The organism is Flagellimonas flava (genome assembly GCF_050617915.1).
Lineage (GTDB): Bacteria > Bacteroidota > Bacteroidia > Flavobacteriales > Flavobacteriaceae > Flagellimonas > Flagellimonas flava_A.
Genome location: NZ_JBODQE010000009.1, coordinates 73,051 through 89,936 on the forward strand (window position 1 = coordinate 73,051; position 16,886 = coordinate 89,936).

Below are 16,886 nucleotides of genomic sequence, written 5' to 3' on the forward strand. Positions count from 1 at the left end.
ATCAATCTAAGTCAATTTCCCAATCATCTGTTCTAAAAGCAGTAGCAGGTAAGCCCTCCTGATTGAACAAATTGGGCAATGCCTTGTCATAAAATGCAAACCTGACCGCCACGGGTTCCTTTACTTTTGAAGAAGACACTTCTACCCTATTGCCTTTGATTCTTGCCTTGGCTTCATGAAACACTTGGTCCTCACCTGCTATATAAAACTCTTTCAAAGTTTTCCCATCCATCTTCAATCCGCTGTCAGCATGGTCAAAATCCAGCATTATTTTGTTCCGTTTAATTTCCATGCTTTTGTACACGGGTCCGCTATAGGTTAAATCCTTCATACCATAAGTTTTGGCCAAAGCCCATAGTGCCAATCGCCTGCCCACTTCCTGTTTGTTGGTGGGGTGTATATCTTTCAGATTACCGATATCGTTGGTAACGGCCATACCTGTATTTGGAACGGATTGCATGGTGTACAATTGGGCATCCCGCACCACCGCGGCTTTGATATCTTTTTTCTCTTTGTCGTAATCATAGGGGGCAATTTGGGCAAAGTAAAATGGAAAGTCCTTATTCCAAAGCTCTCTCCAAGTAGTGATCAGCGTGGGGAACGATTTATAATAGGATTTGGAATTGGCCCTATTGGATTCCCCTTGATACCAAATGGCACCGGCAATGTCGAATTTCAGCAAGGGATGTATCATTCCATTATATGCAGCGCCCGGTACATGGGGCCACCATTCAAATTCTGAAATCTGTTGTGCAGCTAACTTTAATTCCTTGTCTTTCTCTATTTGTTCTTCCGGTATCCAAACTTCTACAGGGGTACCTCCCCAATTGGAACTGATCAAACCCACTGGCACGGATAAATCCTTATGTAGTTTTCTTCCGAAAAAATAAGCTACGGAACTAAAATTCTGCATGGATTCAGGAGTGCAAGCCGACCATTCGCCAGGTGTATCATCCTGGGGAGAAAGGGATTTTCGTTGTGGTACCTGAAAAAATCTAATATTGGGATAATTGGCAGCAGCTATTTCTTCCTTTACATTATCCAACCCCATATTGGGAGTCCACTGCATGTTGGATTGACCCGAAGCTATCCAAACCTCTCCGATCATCACATTGGATAAAACAATTTCTTCATGACCCTTGATGGTAACGGTGTAAGGACCTCCGGCAATCGGTGTGGGCAATTGAGCCGACCAAACACCCTGATGGGCCTTTGCTGTGACTTCAACATTGTCCCATGACCCAGAAATTGTAATCGTTTCTCCAGTTGCAGTTGTCCAACCCCAAATGGTTGCCATTGATTGCTGTTGGAGAACCATGTTATCCGAAATAATGGTGGGTGTCCATATTTTGGCCAAGGCTAAATTGGAACAGAGTAGAAAAATGTAAAAGAGTAGTCTTCCCATAACTAGGTTTAATTGGTTGCTATTTAGAATTGAAGATAATCTCTCCCTATTTAGGGATTCCCAAAAGGTACAAAATAACTCCGGGACCGGATTTGATTCTTTGGATTTCCCAATGGTATGAATCCCCATTTTCCAAAGAAGCCACCAAAGCTTCCATTTCCTTAACGGAGTAGGTACGAAGCGAGGATACCATGCCATCCCACAATACAAACAAGGGAACAATGGGAATAAGGTAGGTAAACAGCAAACGACTTAATTTAAAGGGTCTAATAAGGGGTGTGGTCAATAAAACACTGATTGGCGAGAACAACATGGCCAAAATACTGGGAAGACTTCGTTCCTGGGCTTCAAAAACACCAATGCCCGACTTGGCATTCACTGCATTTTGGAGAATTTTTTGTGCATCATTGGGTTTAAAATGATGTAGGGAAAGGAACTGTGTTCTAAAACCCTTTAAGTTTTCAGGCACATTTCTCGCATCAACAGGGGTGTCCATGAATTCAAAATTTTCAGCCTGCTTTTGGGTAAATTTAAAGGCATTTAGGTTGGGGTAAAAATCGGTCAAAACAATCTTCAATCCAGGATTGGATTTCAATAATTCCGAATTCAACCAAAGTAGGCCACCGCCGCCGCCAGAACCTAAATCCACAATGGTATCGACCCCACTGGTCTTGAGCCCTTTATCCAGGACGGGAACAATAGGCTTATACATTTTGGTCTTGTTGGAAAGAAATTGCAGAAAATCTGTACCGTAATTGCGCAGAAAAGCGGGAAACCACTTTTGATCCTCAAATTCGAACAGATGAATTCTACCCATTAGACCTCGTTTCTAACACAATTGAACCCACAACCTTATCGTGTATTGCTTGCTTTTTATCCGAGCTGGTCACTGTTAGCAGTGATAACCATCCCAACAGGGATTTTAAAATAAACCGCACCACGGCCAATGGGAACAGAACATTTTTGCTCGCATCGTTTTCCCGTTTGATCATAATTCCACTATAGCTATGACCAATAGTTCCGCCGAAGACACTAGTAAAAATTGGATCGTATAAAACAAACAACACTACAAAAATTACAATTCTAACGTAATCAGGTACTGATTCAAAACTTGATAAGAGTTCCGAGACCAAGTACATACAACAAATCAAAATAATTGAATCAATTACTACCGCCTTTATTCTATGTGGCAATATGGCATAATCCATAATTTATATTTTGAAAAACGAATCCACAAATTCATATTTATTGAATACTTGTAGGTCTTCAATACCTTCTCCCACCCCGATATATTTTACGGGTATTTGAAATTGGTCTGAAATTCCGATGACCACCCCACCTTTGGCCGTACCATCCAATTTGGTGACCGCCAAACTGGAAACTTCTGTTGCCTTGGTAAATTGTTTGGCCTGTTCAAATGCATTTTGTCCCGTTGAACCATCCAAAACCAGAAGTACATCATGCGGGGCGTCCGGCACCACCTTTTGCATTACCCGTTTCACCTTGGAAAGCTCATTCATAAGATTGACTTTGTTGTGCAGTCGGCCTGCAGTATCTATCAGCACAACATCGGCCTCTTCCGCAACCGCGGAGTTTAGGGTATCAAATGCTACTGAAGCCGGATCACTTCCCATCTTTTGTTTGATGATGGGTACATCCACCCGATCCGCCCAAACTTGTAACTGGTCAATGGCGGCCGCTCGAAAGGTGTCTCCAGCACCCAAAACAACTTTTAGTCCTTGATTTTTGAACTGATGTGCCAACTTCCCGATCGTGGTGGTCTTCCCAACTCCATTGACGCCAACCACCATGATCACATAAGGCTTTTTGTCTTTTGGTATTACGAAATCCGTGTCCTCTCCCACGTGGGTTTCGGACAATAAACCCGCTATTTCTTCCCGTAGAATCGTATTGAGCTCATCGGTTCCCAAATACTTGTCCCTGGATACCCGTTCTTCTATCCGCTCAATAATTTTTAACGTGGTGTCCACTCCAACATCGGATGTAACAAGGACCTCCTCCAAATTATCCAGTACCTCATCATCCACTTTGGATTTCCCTGCAACGGCCTTCCCCAACTTTCCAAAAAAACTGGTTTTCGACTTTTCAAGGCCTTTGTCCAAAGTCTCCTTTTTATCTGAGGAAAAAATGTTTTTAAATAGGCTCATAAGCAATCTTCATCAAGCTTCAAAGATAGGAAAGTAAAGGCATAAAAAAAGCCGCTTAATAAGCGGCTTTCAATTTCTTCGACAACTGATTATTTTTTGTTCAACCAGTCGTTTACCAATTCTGGCGCCATAACTGACTCCACAAAAGTATAGGCTCCGGTTTTTGGAGACTTGACCATTTTGATGGCCTTGGTCAATCTTTTGGATGATGACTGAAGCGTTGCTACTGTTTTCTTTGCCATGGCTTACTTATTATTGCTTTGAATTTTACTTTTTAAAATCCGAATTACTTAATTTCTTTATGAATTGTCATACGCTTAAGAATGGGATTGAATTTTTTAATCTCCATTCTATCGGGCGTGTTCTTTTTGTTCTTGGTAGTGATATATCTAGAAGTACCGGGCATACCAGACTCCTTGTGTTCTGTACACTCCAAAATAACCTGAATTCTATTTCCTTTCTTTGCCATTGTCTTGAACTTAAAATCTTGTCAACCTATTTTTTGGAATTGATTTCCTTTAAAACAGCAGAGATTCCTTTTTTATTGATGATTTTTAAACCTTTGGATGATACGTTAAGGGTTACCCAACGGTCTTCTTCCGGGATGTAGAATTTCTTTTTGGAAATATTCGAGTCAAACCTTCTCTTGGTTTTATTGATAGAGAAGGAAACGTTGTTTCCAAACATCACCTTTTTTCCTGTAACTTCACAAACTTTAGACATCTCCCTAACTTTTGAGTGATTTTATTGAGGCTGCAAATTTATGCCATTTATGCGGACGGACAAAATTCTTTTTCAGAAATTTAAAATTTCTTTCCAAAGCATTTCAAACGCTCTATTTACGGAGCGGTTCACTATACGTTCCCTGTTCTTGCCGATGGTAAATTTCTGGGCAAATGTATCATTTGGAGTGGCAATGGCAATAAAAACGGTTCCCACTTCGGCATCGGAATCCCCTTTGGTTGGTCCCGCGTTACCCGTTGTGGCTATTGCAAAATCCGTATCCAACAGATTTTGAACATTTTTTGCCATGGTTATGGCCACGGGCTCGCTCACCACCGAATGTGCCTCAACCATGTCTTGTGGAATGTCCAACACTTTGATTTTGGTCTCCGTGGCGTAACTTACCACACTACCTTTAAAATAGGCTGAAGCTCCAGGAACAGCTGTAATTTTTTCCGCTATTTTTCCCCCGGTAAAGCTCTCGGCGGTGGCCAAGGTCAGCTTTTTTTTGGTCATGACCTTTCCTATCTGCTGTTCTATGGAATCCCCATCGTCCTCCCCATAAATTATATCGCCAATCAACCGATAAAGACCTTGCACCTCCTTCTCCACAGCCTCCACAATGGTTTCCTTCTCCTTGCCTTTGGCCGTCAGTCGGAGTCGTACTTTCCCAAGGTTGGGCAAATAGGCCAGTTTTATAAAGTTGGGAAGATTGTCTTCCCAATCTTCAATTTTGTCGGCCAAGGCACTTTCTCCCATTCCATAGGTAACAATGGTCTTATGGTATATATGGGGTCGCTCAAATTCTTCCGTGATTTTGGGAATAACCAGATTACAGATCAGGTGTTTCATCTCAAAAGGCACTCCTGGCAAGGAAACAAAGACCGTTTCCCCTCGTTTCATCCATAATCCTGGTGCCGTTCCATTAGGATTTTGAAGGACCACTGCCTTTGATGGCACCAAAGCCTGTTTTCTATTCAAATCGGAAATGGGAGTGGAAAAATATTTTTTGAAGAGTTCCTCAACATTTTTAAGTACAGCATCATCCTGTACCAGTACATCATCCAAAAACTCACATAGGGTATGTTTGGTGATGTCATCCTTGGTAGGTCCAAGTCCTCCCGTCATGATCACAATGGAAGAACGGGTTCCCGCGGTTTCCAGAACATCCAAAATTTGCTCCCGATCATCTTGTACCGAGGTTATTTGATGAACCGAAACACCAATCTTATTGAGTTCCTTTGCTATAAATGTAGAGTTGGAGTCCACCACCTGTCCAATGAGAATCTCATCCCCAATGGTTATGATTTCTGCCTGCATTTAAAGATCAAAATCTTTTTGAAGTTCGGACACTACTTGAAGTACATCTTTCTTTAGAAGGGGAAATTTTTGCTCAATTTCGTCCATATTGGCCGTGTTCTTGCCCAAGGTTTCAATTTCCAGAGCCGTGGCACGGGTCTGTTCCATTCCCAATAGATCCACGTTAGGTTTGATCTTGTGGGCTAGCTTGTAAACATTTTCATAGTCCCGTTCTCCTATGGCCTTTTCCAAGCCTTCCAAATCAACGGGAACTTCTTCCAAAAACACAGAAATAACAGATATTACGAAATCTTGGTCGCCTTCCGCCATTTCATTAATCTTGTCGAGGTTGTAAATCATTATTTCACATTAATTTCAAACAGCTGTTCTCCTTCCAGCATCCCTACAAGGTAATCATTTGGGCTTACTTTACCAACCCCGGCAGGGGTGCCAGTGAACAAAATATCGCCCTTTTTCAGCATAAAATAAGTGGAAACATGAGCAATAAGTTCATCTATTTTCCACAGCATCAAGGAAGTATTGCCATTTTGGACTTCCTCTTCATTTTTTATTAGTTGAAATGATAAGTTGTCAACATTTTCGTACGAATTTTTCAGCTTCCACTTACCGACAATGGCTGAGCCGTCAAATCCCTTTGCTTTTTCCCATGGCAATCCTTTTGCTTTTAACTTGGATTGAAGGTCTCTTGCCGTAAAATCGATTCCCAATCCAATTTCATCATAATAGGTATGTGCAAATTGTGGGGCTATATGCTTGCCCACTTTTTTGATTTTTACCAAGACCTCCACCTCGTAATGAATGTCCTCTGAAAATTCCGGAATGTAAAAATCTTGCTCTTTGGGCAAGATTGCGGAATCTGGTTTGATAAATACTACAGGTTCTTCCGGTCGTTCGTTGTTCAACTCATCAATATGCGCAGCATAGTTCCTTCCAATGCATATCAGCTTCATTCCCTTTTGTGATTTTGATTATGACAATTTGTTGTTCAGTTTGCTCAACTTTATCTGGGTAAGTACTTTTTTGGTGTACAACGGGAAATCGGCATTCAAAATCCAGCCAAAATATCCAGGTTCGGATTCCATGACCTCATCCACAGTTTTGCCCTTATGCTTTCCAAAGGCAAAAATGGGACGCTCTTGATCATCAATACCGATGAATCCTGCAAAATCCAAGGATTGTTTGCGCGTGGTGAATTCGGAGAGTTTTTTCACATTGTTCTCCAACTCGGGGTATCTGTCCAGTTGGGCCAAGAGTACTTCGTAGGTCGCCAAGGTGTCGGCTTGGGCACTGTGCGCATCCTCCAAATTCTTGTCGCAGTAAAATTTGTATGCCGCTTCCAAGGTTCTTTTTTCCATTTTATGGAAGATGGTCTGTACATCCACGGAAACCATGTTCTTCATATCAAAATCCACATCGGCCCTAAGCATTTCCTCGGCAAGTAATGGGATATCGAACCGATCCGAATTAAACCCTGCCAGATCACTGTCCTTGATCATTTTATAGATTTCCTTGGACAGCTGTTTAAAGGTAGGCTCATTGGCCACTTTTTCATTGGAAATACCATGCACAGCCACCACCTCAGGTGGAATGGTCATCTCGGGATTCACCAGCCAGGTCTTGCTTTCCTTGTTGCCATTGGGAAAAACCTTTAGGATGGAAATTTCCACAATTCTGTCCTTGGCCACATTGATTCCCGTAGTCTCCAAATCGAAAAAACAAATAGGTTTGGTAAGTTGTAACTCCATAAAATTCTACTTCGATTTGGAAAATAACCAAGTTAACAATTCAGGTTCTTCAAAGGTGTTGTCCCAGCTATTATGACCTACACCAGGGTAAACTGTATATTTCACGTTAATCCCTGACTGCCCCATGGCCTTCACCATGTCTCCTGAACATTTTTCAGGCACAACCTCATCCGCAGCCCCATGGAATACCCACCAATGCGGTTTGCTCAATTTTTTGCTGATGTTGGGATTGGCTCCTCCACAAATAGGAAATGCGGCGGCAAACATTTTTGGATTTCTTCGCACCAGTTCAAAGGTTCCCATGCCGCCCATGGAAAGTCCACCCACGTACAACCTATTTTTATCCAGCTTGTAGTTCTTCTTCAAGTATTTTATAAGGCCTTCCAGTAGTAACATATCCTTGGTTGGTTCCGCATTTTCGTAAAAGATGAATTCCCGATTCCCGAAATCTCCCTTAACATCAATTTTAGCCCATGAACTGTTGGCAGCACATTGCGGGAATACCACAATGGCCTTCTGCTGCTCCCTTACCTCATCTTGTAAAAACAGCCCTGACCCATGGACCAGTTGCGCCTCGTTATTGTTTCCCCGCTCCCCTGAACCATGAAGGAAAAGTATCAAGGGATATTTTTCCTTTGGATTGTAGTCTTTGGGCAAAAGCAGTCTATAGGGCAGACTATCCCCCTTTTTTACAAAATGTTTTTTCTGATAAACGGAAAGGTCCTGAGCACTCATAGGCAAGCAGAACAAAATAAGAAACCCTAAAGCAAGGGGCATAAGCTGTTTCATGGATTGATGAATTAATTCAACCCCTAAAATAAGCATAGTGAAATGAAAATGGCCTCTTTTACGGGCTAGATTTCCCGATTAATATCCCAGGCTTCCAAATAATCCGCCACAGTCTTTACAAACATACCACCAAGAGCACCGTTGACCACCCTGTGATCATAACTATGGGAGAGGAACATCTTACTTCGGATACCAATATATTCCCCTTGATCGGTTTCAATTACGGATGGCATCTTGCGGATAGCACCCAAGGCAAGGATACCTACTTGGGGTTGATTGATAATGGGCGTACCAAAAATACTTCCGAAGGAACCAACGTTGGTCACGGTATAGGTTCCATCTTGGACCTCGTCTGGTTTTAACTGATTGTTTCTAGCCCTATTGGCCAAATCATTTACGGTTTTGGCCATACCCACCAAATTAAGTTGGTCGGCATTTTTAATCACAGGAACAATAAGGTTGCCATCAGGTAAGGCCGCAGCCATACCTAAATTGATGTTCTTCTTTTTGATGACCTTGTCCCCATCCAAGGAAACATTCATCAAAGGATATTTTTTTAGAGCCATGGCAACTGCCTCCATAAAAATGGGGGTAAAGGTGAGTTTCTCTCCCTCCCTTTTCTGGAAAGCATCCTTCATTTTGTTCCTCCAGTTGACCACATTTGTCACATCCACTTCCACAAAACTTTGTACATGCGCCGATGTGCTTATGCTCTCTACCATGTGGTGGGCGATCAATTTGCCCATTCGGGTCAAAGGAATGACTTCATCACCACTCGCTACTGGTATCGGTGCTGCTTTGGCCTCTTCCTTTTTAGGTTTTGCCGGGGAAGGTGCGGCTTCTTTGGTTTCTGGTGCAGCAGTTACTGGGCTACCATTGGTGGAACGATGCTCCAAAAATGCCTTGATGTCGTTTTTTGTGACCCTACCTTCCTTACCTGTTCCAATTATGGTTTCCAATTCTTCCATGGAAACGCCCTCTTCCTTGGCAATATTCCGTACCAAGGGTGAATAAAATCTTTCGGAAGACCCAAAATCAGGTGTTGGTGTTGCAATGGATTCTTGTACTTGGGATATCTGGCTTTCAAGTTCCGCTGTGGGAACCTCAATGGCTTCCTCGGGCTCCGTAGTATCCTGTCCGTTTGATGCTACCTCTATAACTTGATCGGTTTGTATAACAGCTACCACCTCTCCAACTTTGATTACATCATCCACGTTGAAACGCTTTTCCAAAAGCACGCCCTCTACTTCACTGGGCACCTCTGAATCCACCTTATCTGTGGCAATCTCAAAGATGGCTTCATCCATTTCAATAGTGTCGCCCACTTCCTTCAACCATGTAGTCAATGTTGCCTCTGCAACACTTTCTCCCATCTGCGGTAACTTCAATTCAAATTTTGACATATTCTTATTTAACGAACGGATATTGACCTTTATTTTGCAAAAATAATAAAGAAATCCGCTTATTCTTAGTTTTTATGCATTATTCTATCATTATCAACTTGCCTTGATCGCGTTTTCAAACGGAATTCTATTCAAGATGCTCCTGCCCAAAGTGACTTCATCTGCATATTCCAACTCATCCCCTACTGAGATTCCACGGGCAATGGTGGAAGTAGTTACCTTTAACCCCCCCAGCTGCTTATAGATATAGAAATTGGTGGTATCTCCTTCCATAGTGGAGCTCAAGGCAAAAATCAGTTCCTGCACTTCCCCTTGTTTCACCCTATTGATCAAGGGAACGATATTTAAATCTTGCGGTCCAATACCTTCCATGGGGGATATTTTGCCACCCAGTACATGGTACAACCCTTTATATTGGGAAGTACTCTCAATGGCCATAACATCCCTAATGTCCTCCACGACACATACCAAGGTACGATCTCGTTTGGGACTGGCACAGATCTCACAAATCTCTGTATCTGAGATATTGTTGCAGGTTTTGCAAAAATTCACCTCGCTTCTGAGCTTGGATAAAGCTTCCGCCAGGTGATTTGTCTGCTGCTCGGGCTGCTTCAGCAAATGCAGCACCAATCTAAGGGCTGTGCGCTTGCCTATGCCCGGTAATTGGGACATTTCATAAACGGCATTCTCCAAAAGCTTCGATGAAAAATCCATAGTTCTGCTTATCCCACAAAATTACGATTTTACGGTTACCAATTTACTTTTGTACTTTGCAATTCAAATTCCTCTTATGTCCGCATTTCAGATTCTCTTGCTCGTTGGCGCCTATTTCATGGTGCTAATGCTCATTTCGTATTTTACAGGTAAAAACGACAGTAACGCAGATTTTTTTAAAGCAGGGAAACAATCGCCATGGTATCTAGTGGCCTTTGGCATGGTGGGAGCCTCACTTTCCGGGGTAACTTTCATATCCGTTCCCGGGTGGATTGAAGCTTCCCAATTTGGGTACATGCAGGTGGTTTTGGGGTATCTGTTTGGGTATTTTGTGGTAGCCTATGTACTTCTACCCCTCTACTATAAAATGAACCTGACTTCCATTTACGAGTATCTCTTGGAACGATTTGGAGTTGTAAGCCACAAGACCGGAGCCTTCTTTTTCTTTATTTCCCGGGTTTTGGGAGCAGCGTTTAGGCTGTATTTGGTTGCTATCGTGCTTCAACAGTTCGTCTTTGACGATTTGGGTATTCGGTTTGAGTTTACTGTGGTCATATCCATTCTTTTGATTTGGATCTATACCAACAGAGGAGGTATTAAGACCATTGTTTGGACGGATACCCTCCAGACCTTGTTCATGATTTTGGCCGTGGTGCTTTCCATTATCTTGATCAATAGGGAACTGGACTGGAGCTTTGGCGAGTTTTTGGTTTCAGAAGAACTAAAAGCCTACGATAAATTCCTGTTCACGGAGAGTTTTCTGGATAGAAACCACTTTGTAAAATCCTTTATCGGCGGTATGTTCGTTACCATTTGTATGACCGGACTTGATCAGGACATGATGCAAAAAAACCTCACTTGTAAATCCCTAAAAGATGCACAGAAGAATATGGTTTCCTTCAGTTTGGTCTTGGTAGGGGTAACTTTCCTGTTCATGCTGCTGGGGGCCCTCCTATTCATCTATGCAGGTAAAAATGGGATTTCCATTCCGCTAATGGACGGCAAACCTAAATCCGACCTGTTGTTTCCCGAGGTGGCCTTGAACAGTGGTTTGGGCATAACCCTCTCCGTTACCTTTATGTTGGGACTTGTGGCTGCAGCTTACAGCAGTGCAGATAGTGCGCTTACCTCCTTGACCACTTCTTTTTGTGTGGACTTTTTGGAAGTGGAGAAAAAAGAGGAATCCCGACAAAAGCAGATACGAAAACGAACCCATATTATCATGAGTTTGATGCTGATTTTGGTGATCATCGCATTCAAGTACATCCTAAACAGCAATGTCATAGATAGTTTGCTTACCGTTGCGGGATACACTTACGGTCCGCTTTTGGGTCTTTTTGCCTTTGGGATCCTCACCAAACAAAAGATTCATGATCAGTGGGTGTGGTTGGTTAGTGCACTTTCTGTTGCCATTATTTGGATCGTGGCCAACATACCTTCGGAATACTTGGGTGGCTATGTTTTGGGATATGAATTGCTTCCTTTAAATGGTCTTTTGACCTTTTTTGGACTTTGGCTCATCCGAAAGAAGGGAGAGAAAGTTAGTACTGTCCAGTAGCCAACAAGACCAAGGTGCAGGAATTTTCCACCATTATTCCGGCATCTTCCAAAATTCTAACAAATTCAGGGTTTTCTGTACCTGGGTTAAAAATCACTCGTTTGGGCTTTAAATCCAGTATGTCTTGGTAGTATTCCTTCTGACGCAACGGATTGAGGTACAAAGTAATGGTGTCAACATTAGGAAAATCATCCAGCTTGGTTTTAATTTGTACTTCGGAAACGTTCCCTTCCCTTGCCCCAAATGCCATTGTATCGATGTTGTTCTCAACTAATCTGCGGATTGCAAGGTTACTGTATCTACTGGGATTTAAGGACGCACCAAAAACAAGTGTCATAAGCATTTGTTAATTTATATGTTAAACTGATATAAAGATTGTAACTATTTAAAAAAAAGCCCGTCTATTGTACGTACAAAATTAAGCATTGGTAAGTCTGTATTTTTTTATAGTTAATGGTTAGTGTTTAGTATAGCTTATCAATGTATTTGGCCCTGGTGTTTCGGTTTAGACTGAAAGTCAGGGCCTATTTTTTTCCAAACTTCGATTTTTGTCCTTTTAAAACATCCTGCCTTACAAGCCCTTATCTTTTTTGTGGTTGTTAAAATATGTTAAACCCAAAAGGAAATGTAACATTCCCTGTTTAACGTCGTCTTGTAGACAACATCAATCAATCAAAAACAAACAGCTCATGAAAAGAGTAATCTTTCTTTTTGCACTACTCCTGTGCATCATTTTACCTGAAAATGCAAAGGCCAACAATGACAATGAACCCCCTGTGGGTTCCATTTCCGGAACCGTTATTGACAATGCCTTGAACCAACCGGTTGCCTATGCGGCCATTGTGGTTAAATCTGAGGATGGTACGGAAACCATTACCGGAGGAATCACCATGGAAGATGGTACTTTCGAAATCAAAAAGCTTCCAGAGGGAAATTTCGTATTGGAGGTTCAATTTATTGGGTACAAAACACATTCCCAAAAGTTGGTTATCACCAAAAGGAATAGAAAAGTGGACGTCGGTACCATTACCCTAATGGAAGAAACGGAAGAACTTTCAGAGGTGGAAGTAGTTGCAGAACGTACTACGATCGAACAGCGCGTTGACCGTAAGGTAATCAACGTTGGAAAAGACTTGACCACGGCCGGAGCTACAGCTTCGGATATTATGAACAACATTCCCTCTGTAAATGTAGATTCACAGACCGGGGACATCACAATGAGGGGAAACAGCAACGTAAGGGTGATGGTGGACGGAAAACTCTCCAATGTTCCTGTTGCGCAATTACTGCGTCAAATCCCATCAACATCCATCAAATCCATTGAATTGATCACCAATCCTTCAGCCAAATACAATCCTGAAGGGATGAGTGGTATCATCAATATTGTATTGCACAAAAATGCCAATATTGGTTTCAATGGTAGTGTTACCACAGGATTGACCAAGGGTATTGAGGCCAAATTCAATAGTTCCATCGATATGAACTACAGAAATGGGAAGTTCAATTTTTATGGCAACTACGGAAACAATATTGGTAAATACGTAAACGATGGGCATATTTTGAGAGTGGACGAAAACTCCGTCCAAGACTTCGATTTTTTCAATAATAACAAATCACATTTGTACAAGGTTGGGGTTGATTTTTACCTGAACGACAAAAACACCATTTCCGTTTTTACCAATCAAAACATATTTGACGGGGACGGAGAGGGAATCACAGCCATAACCTATAGGGATGACCTATCCAGAAACTTAACACAGTTTTTCTCTGACGTAAGCGACAATCGCAGCGAGCAGTACAACTTTGATTACAAACTGGATTTTAAAAAAGAGGGGCATAATATTGAGTTGGAAGTAGATCATAATCGCTTTGAAAACAATCAAGATGCCGACTTTAGGACCACTGGAGCGAGTCTGTTCCCTGATTATATGGATTTTGTGGACACTGAGCGTACACAAACCATTGCCAACTTGGATTATGTGAATCCACTTGATAGCATCTCCAAATTGGAGATTGGGTTGGAGTCCAGAAACTTTGAAACCAATGTGGGCTATAATTCCACAGGATTGTCCTTTAATTCCCAGGGTAATCTGGTTCCAACACCAAGCACAGACTTTGATTACAATATGGATGTGTATTCTGCTTATGTGACCTTTGGTCAGAACCGGGAGAAATGGTCTTACCAAGTTGGCGCAAGGATAGAAAATGTGGAAGTGCAGGCCGATACCAACAGAGTTCGTTCATTCACGGATAAATATACCGAAATCTACCCTTCCGCTTTCTTGACCTACAGACCCAATGAAAAAGATCAGTTGCAAGTAAGCTACAGTAGAAGGGTTGACAGACCAGGTCTACAACAGGTAAACCCGATTAGGGAATGGGCCACTCCGTTGATTTCCTCGTTTGGTAATCCCAGTTTGGTTCCTCAGTTTACCAACTCGTATGAGGCCAACTATACCAAACGAATCAAAAATGGAAGCATTACGGCCGGAGTTTTCTACCGAGCTATATCTGATGAAATTAACAGGGCTGTCTATGTAGACCGATTGGATTTCAATAAACTGATCCTAACATTTGACAATTTTGACGAGACCTCTGCCTATGGTTTTGAAACGTCCATCAATTACAAACCCCTTAAGTGGTGGAGCATCAACGCTAGTTTTGATTACTATTCACAAACCAATCGCGGGATAACAGAAAGTCTGGTGGGAGACAATCCAGACCCAACGGAGAATGATATTCTTGTGGAAAACGTGGAAGTGGATAACAATGCGTGGAACCTAAGGGTAAACAACAGCTTTACCGTCACCAAAAAATTGACCATGCAAGTGTTTGGCTTCTACCGCGGACAGAACCAAAATATCCAGTTTACCATAGAACCCATGTATTTTGTGAATCTTGGTGCACGCTACAGTTTTGCCGAGGGCAAAGGTACCATCAGTGTAAATTACAACGACATGTTCAACAGCATGATGTTCCAATTTGATGGGCAACGGCCTTATGTGCAGGACGGTGGATTCAACTGGGAAAGCCATAACGTTTATGCAGGTCTTTCCTACCGATTTGGTGGTGGTAAGTACAGAGCCAAACAACGTAAGCGAAGAGATGACAACACTAAGCAATCAGGTGGAGGAATTTTATAGCATGACTTTGGTATTCCTTGACAGAGTGTTGGTTGGTTAGTCTTCAAGGTCTATCATTTAAAAACCCCAATCTCTTAAGAGATTGGGGTTTTGTTTTATTCCTTCTTGGTTTCAAAACCGTCTATGCTGGTTACATTCTTTTTTCGCCAGTATTTTTCCAAGCCTTCATCACCCTGTTTTTCGGCCCAGTCCAACAGCCCTTCCCGTTGGGATTGATAATCCATTAAGGGCACCCCCATCCCACAAGAAATTTGCACTTTTTCAATATCCACATCCACCAATTGTCTACTTCCAACTATTTTGGGGAACAACTGGATATGCTTGTTCCAGTTTTCATTTTCGGTACCGTACACTTTTGCATTTCCGTAAAGTCGAAGAATTATTGGGTCTCCCTCAAAAGCACAAAACATCAGGGTAATCCGATCATTATGACTGAGATGAATGGCCGTTTCATTACCACTTCCTGTAAGATTGAGCCATATGACCCTGTTTGAATCCAACACCCGCAGCGAATCCAAGCCTTTTGGCGAAAGATTGATGCTTCCTTCTTCCATGGCCGTTGCCACAAAAAACATTTTTTGTCTTTCTATGAATTCAATCAATGGTGGAGTTAAGCCCTTCAGTTGCCTGCCCATGCTACCACCTTATGATCACACTTCCCCAGGTAAACCCACTACCAAAAGCAGCCAAAACCACCAAATCACCTTCTTTTACCTTACCCGCTTCCCATGCCTCAGTTAGTGCTATAGGAATAGATGCTGCTGTGGTATTCCCGTACTTCATGATGTTATTGAAGACCCGATCATTGGAGAGGCCAAATTTCTTTTGCACAAATTGGGAGATGCGCAAATTGGCTTGATGCGGAATCAGCATGTCAATATCTTGGGGGCCCAATTGGTTCTTTTGAAGTCCTTCCATAATTACCTCGCTAAAGCGAACCACAGCATTTTTAAAGACAAACTGTCCATTCATGTACGGATAGTATGAAGTATCCTCTGGATCTTTGTCATCGATAATATCGGTAACCCATCTTTTGCCCATTCCAGGGGCAATCAGGGAAAGCTCCTCCGCATGTTGGCCTTCGGAATGCAGGTGGGACGAAAGGATTCCCTTGGAGGTGTCCTCCTCGCGCGTAAGTACGGCAGCTCCTGCCCCATCACCAAAAATCACGGATACGCCCCTACCTCGAGTGGTCATATCCAAACCATGGGAGTGTAATTCAGAACCAATAACAAGTACATTTTTGTACATGCCGCTCTTAATATATTGGTCTGCCACTGAAACCCCATAAACAAAGCCAGAGCACTGATTTCTAACGTCAAGTGCCCCAACCGTTTTGATTCCCAAATCCCTTTGAACCAATACTCCTGGCCCTGGAAAATAGTAGTCCGGGCTTAGTGTTGCAAAAACAATAAAGTCAATGTCATCTTTGTCTATACCAGCGCGTTCAATAGCAATTTTGGCTGCCTTGACACCCATGGAAGTGGTGGTATCCGTTCCTTTTACCACATGTCGACGCTCCTTGATTCCTGTTCGTTCCTGAATCCATTCGTCACTGGTCTCCATCACCTTGGTCAAATCGTCATTGGTAACCACATTTTCGGGAACATAATACCCGAGTCCAGATATTTTGGAATTGTACATAAAGTATTCTTTAATCAACTCTTGCAAAACCTACAAAAGCTATTTCGTGGAAAAGTAAAAAATATATTCAAGCTAGTAGTTATATCTCGTAAAAAATAGAAGATAGGGTGTCCAACCAAATAAGCCCCAACGGAGAACGCACTACCGAGCGATAGTGCGTTTCCAACAACCTAACCAATAAACAAACGTGTTACAGCATGAAGTTTTCATAGCAATCTTCTTCCATAACAATACAAATATATAAATTTTGTTTATTCTTTTTCAATTTTTGTTA

The 16,886-nt window shown here is 42.2% G+C and carries 19 protein-coding genes; 2 read left to right on the forward strand and 17 right to left on the reverse strand.

Annotated elements, in window-relative coordinates:
* Position 1: 1 nt before the first annotated feature.
* The 14 genes from ACRHOZ_RS18140 to recR form a co-directional block, all read right to left on the reverse strand.
* On the reverse strand, positions 2-1,405 hold the full coding sequence (locus tag ACRHOZ_RS18140; protein ID WP_431128692.1) for a sialate O-acetylesterase: 1,404 nt from the start codon (positions 1,403-1,405) through the stop codon (positions 2-4).
* Positions 1,406-1,451: 46 nt separating this feature from the next.
* Positions 1,452-2,222 (reverse strand): hypothetical protein, encoded by a 771-nt coding sequence (locus ACRHOZ_RS18145; protein WP_431128695.1) that lies wholly within the window; start codon positions 2,220-2,222, stop codon positions 1,452-1,454.
* Complete coding sequence (locus ACRHOZ_RS18150) at positions 2,215-2,613, reverse strand: RDD family protein (RefSeq protein WP_431128698.1); 399 nt, start codon at positions 2,611-2,613, stop codon at positions 2,215-2,217. The genes ACRHOZ_RS18145 and ACRHOZ_RS18150 overlap by 8 nt, the downstream gene beginning before the upstream one ends.
* A gap of 3 nt (positions 2,614-2,616) precedes the next feature.
* On the reverse strand, positions 2,617-3,573 hold the full coding sequence (ftsY, locus tag ACRHOZ_RS18155; RefSeq protein ID WP_431128700.1) for a signal recognition particle-docking protein FtsY: 957 nt from the start codon (positions 3,571-3,573) through the stop codon (positions 2,617-2,619).
* An 89-nt stretch (positions 3,574-3,662) separates the two neighbouring features.
* A complete protein-coding gene (locus ACRHOZ_RS18160; protein ID WP_073181591.1) occupies positions 3,663-3,815 on the reverse strand; it encodes a DUF4295 domain-containing protein in 153 nt (50 codons plus the stop codon).
* 44 nt (positions 3,816-3,859) lie between these two features.
* Entirely contained in the window at positions 3,860-4,042 is a 183-nt protein-coding gene (gene rpmG / locus ACRHOZ_RS18165; protein WP_053972430.1) for a 50S ribosomal protein L33, read from the reverse strand.
* 26 nt (positions 4,043-4,068) lie between these two features.
* Positions 4,069-4,296, reverse strand: coding sequence for a 50S ribosomal protein L28 (gene rpmB, locus ACRHOZ_RS18170; protein ID WP_138839237.1), 228 nt, complete (start codon positions 4,294-4,296; stop codon positions 4,069-4,071).
* Between the two features lie 72 nt (positions 4,297-4,368).
* Complete coding sequence (locus ACRHOZ_RS18175; protein WP_431128707.1) at positions 4,369-5,616, reverse strand: competence/damage-inducible protein A; 1,248 nt, start codon at positions 5,614-5,616, stop codon at positions 4,369-4,371.
* A complete protein-coding gene (locus ACRHOZ_RS18180; RefSeq protein ID WP_431128712.1) occupies positions 5,617-5,955 on the reverse strand; it encodes an Hpt domain-containing protein in 339 nt (112 codons plus the stop codon).
* The gene (locus tag ACRHOZ_RS18185) at positions 5,955-6,566 is read right to left on the reverse strand and encodes a fumarylacetoacetate hydrolase family protein (RefSeq protein ID WP_431128715.1); all 612 of its coding nucleotides are present in this window, start codon (positions 6,564-6,566) and stop codon (positions 5,955-5,957) included. Before ACRHOZ_RS18185 ends, ACRHOZ_RS18180 begins: the two co-directional genes overlap by 1 nt.
* Positions 6,567-6,584: 18 nt before the next feature.
* Positions 6,585-7,361: an exonuclease domain-containing protein gene (locus tag ACRHOZ_RS18190; RefSeq protein WP_431128718.1), complete on the reverse strand. Its 777-nt coding sequence runs from the start codon at positions 7,359-7,361 to the stop codon at positions 6,585-6,587.
* Between the two features lie 6 nt (positions 7,362-7,367).
* A complete protein-coding gene (locus ACRHOZ_RS18195; protein ID WP_431128721.1) occupies positions 7,368-8,150 on the reverse strand; it encodes an alpha/beta hydrolase-fold protein in 783 nt (260 codons plus the stop codon).
* A 65-nt stretch (positions 8,151-8,215) separates the two neighbouring features.
* Complete coding sequence (locus ACRHOZ_RS18200; protein ID WP_431128724.1) at positions 8,216-9,553, reverse strand: dihydrolipoamide acetyltransferase family protein; 1,338 nt, start codon at positions 9,551-9,553, stop codon at positions 8,216-8,218.
* Between the two features lie 93 nt (positions 9,554-9,646).
* The gene (gene recR, locus ACRHOZ_RS18205) at positions 9,647-10,267 is read right to left on the reverse strand and encodes a recombination mediator RecR (RefSeq protein ID WP_431128727.1); all 621 of its coding nucleotides are present in this window, start codon (positions 10,265-10,267) and stop codon (positions 9,647-9,649) included.
* A 76-nt stretch (positions 10,268-10,343) separates the two neighbouring features.
* Between recR and ACRHOZ_RS18210 the strand changes: the two genes are divergently transcribed.
* Positions 10,344-11,825 carry a sodium:solute symporter gene (locus ACRHOZ_RS18210; protein WP_431128730.1) on the forward strand — a complete coding sequence of 494 codons (1,482 nt, stop codon included), beginning with the start codon at positions 10,344-10,346 and terminating at the stop codon, positions 11,823-11,825.
* Here ACRHOZ_RS18210 and ACRHOZ_RS18215 read toward each other — a convergent pair.
* Entirely contained in the window at positions 11,809-12,168 is a 360-nt protein-coding gene (locus tag ACRHOZ_RS18215) for a CoA-binding protein (protein WP_431128733.1), read from the reverse strand. The genes ACRHOZ_RS18210 and ACRHOZ_RS18215 overlap by 17 nt on opposite strands.
* Positions 12,169-12,514: 346 nt before the next feature.
* Here ACRHOZ_RS18215 and ACRHOZ_RS18220 point away from each other — a divergent pair, with 346 nt between their 5' ends.
* The gene (locus tag ACRHOZ_RS18220; RefSeq protein ID WP_431128736.1) at positions 12,515-14,968 is read left to right on the forward strand and encodes a TonB-dependent receptor domain-containing protein; all 2,454 of its coding nucleotides are present in this window, start codon (positions 12,515-12,517) and stop codon (positions 14,966-14,968) included.
* A gap of 95 nt (positions 14,969-15,063) precedes the next feature.
* On the opposite strand, the gene ACRHOZ_RS18225 is transcribed toward ACRHOZ_RS18220, so the two are convergent.
* Together ACRHOZ_RS18225 and ACRHOZ_RS18230 are read right to left on the reverse strand one after the other, a co-directional pair.
* The gene (locus ACRHOZ_RS18225; protein WP_431128739.1) at positions 15,064-15,603 is read right to left on the reverse strand and encodes a pyridoxamine 5'-phosphate oxidase family protein; all 540 of its coding nucleotides are present in this window, start codon (positions 15,601-15,603) and stop codon (positions 15,064-15,066) included.
* 1 nt (position 15,604) lies between these two features.
* Positions 15,605-16,612 (reverse strand): 3-oxoacyl-ACP synthase III family protein, encoded by a 1,008-nt coding sequence (locus ACRHOZ_RS18230; RefSeq protein WP_431128742.1) that lies wholly within the window; start codon positions 16,610-16,612, stop codon positions 15,605-15,607.
* Positions 16,613-16,886 lie beyond the last annotated feature (274 nt).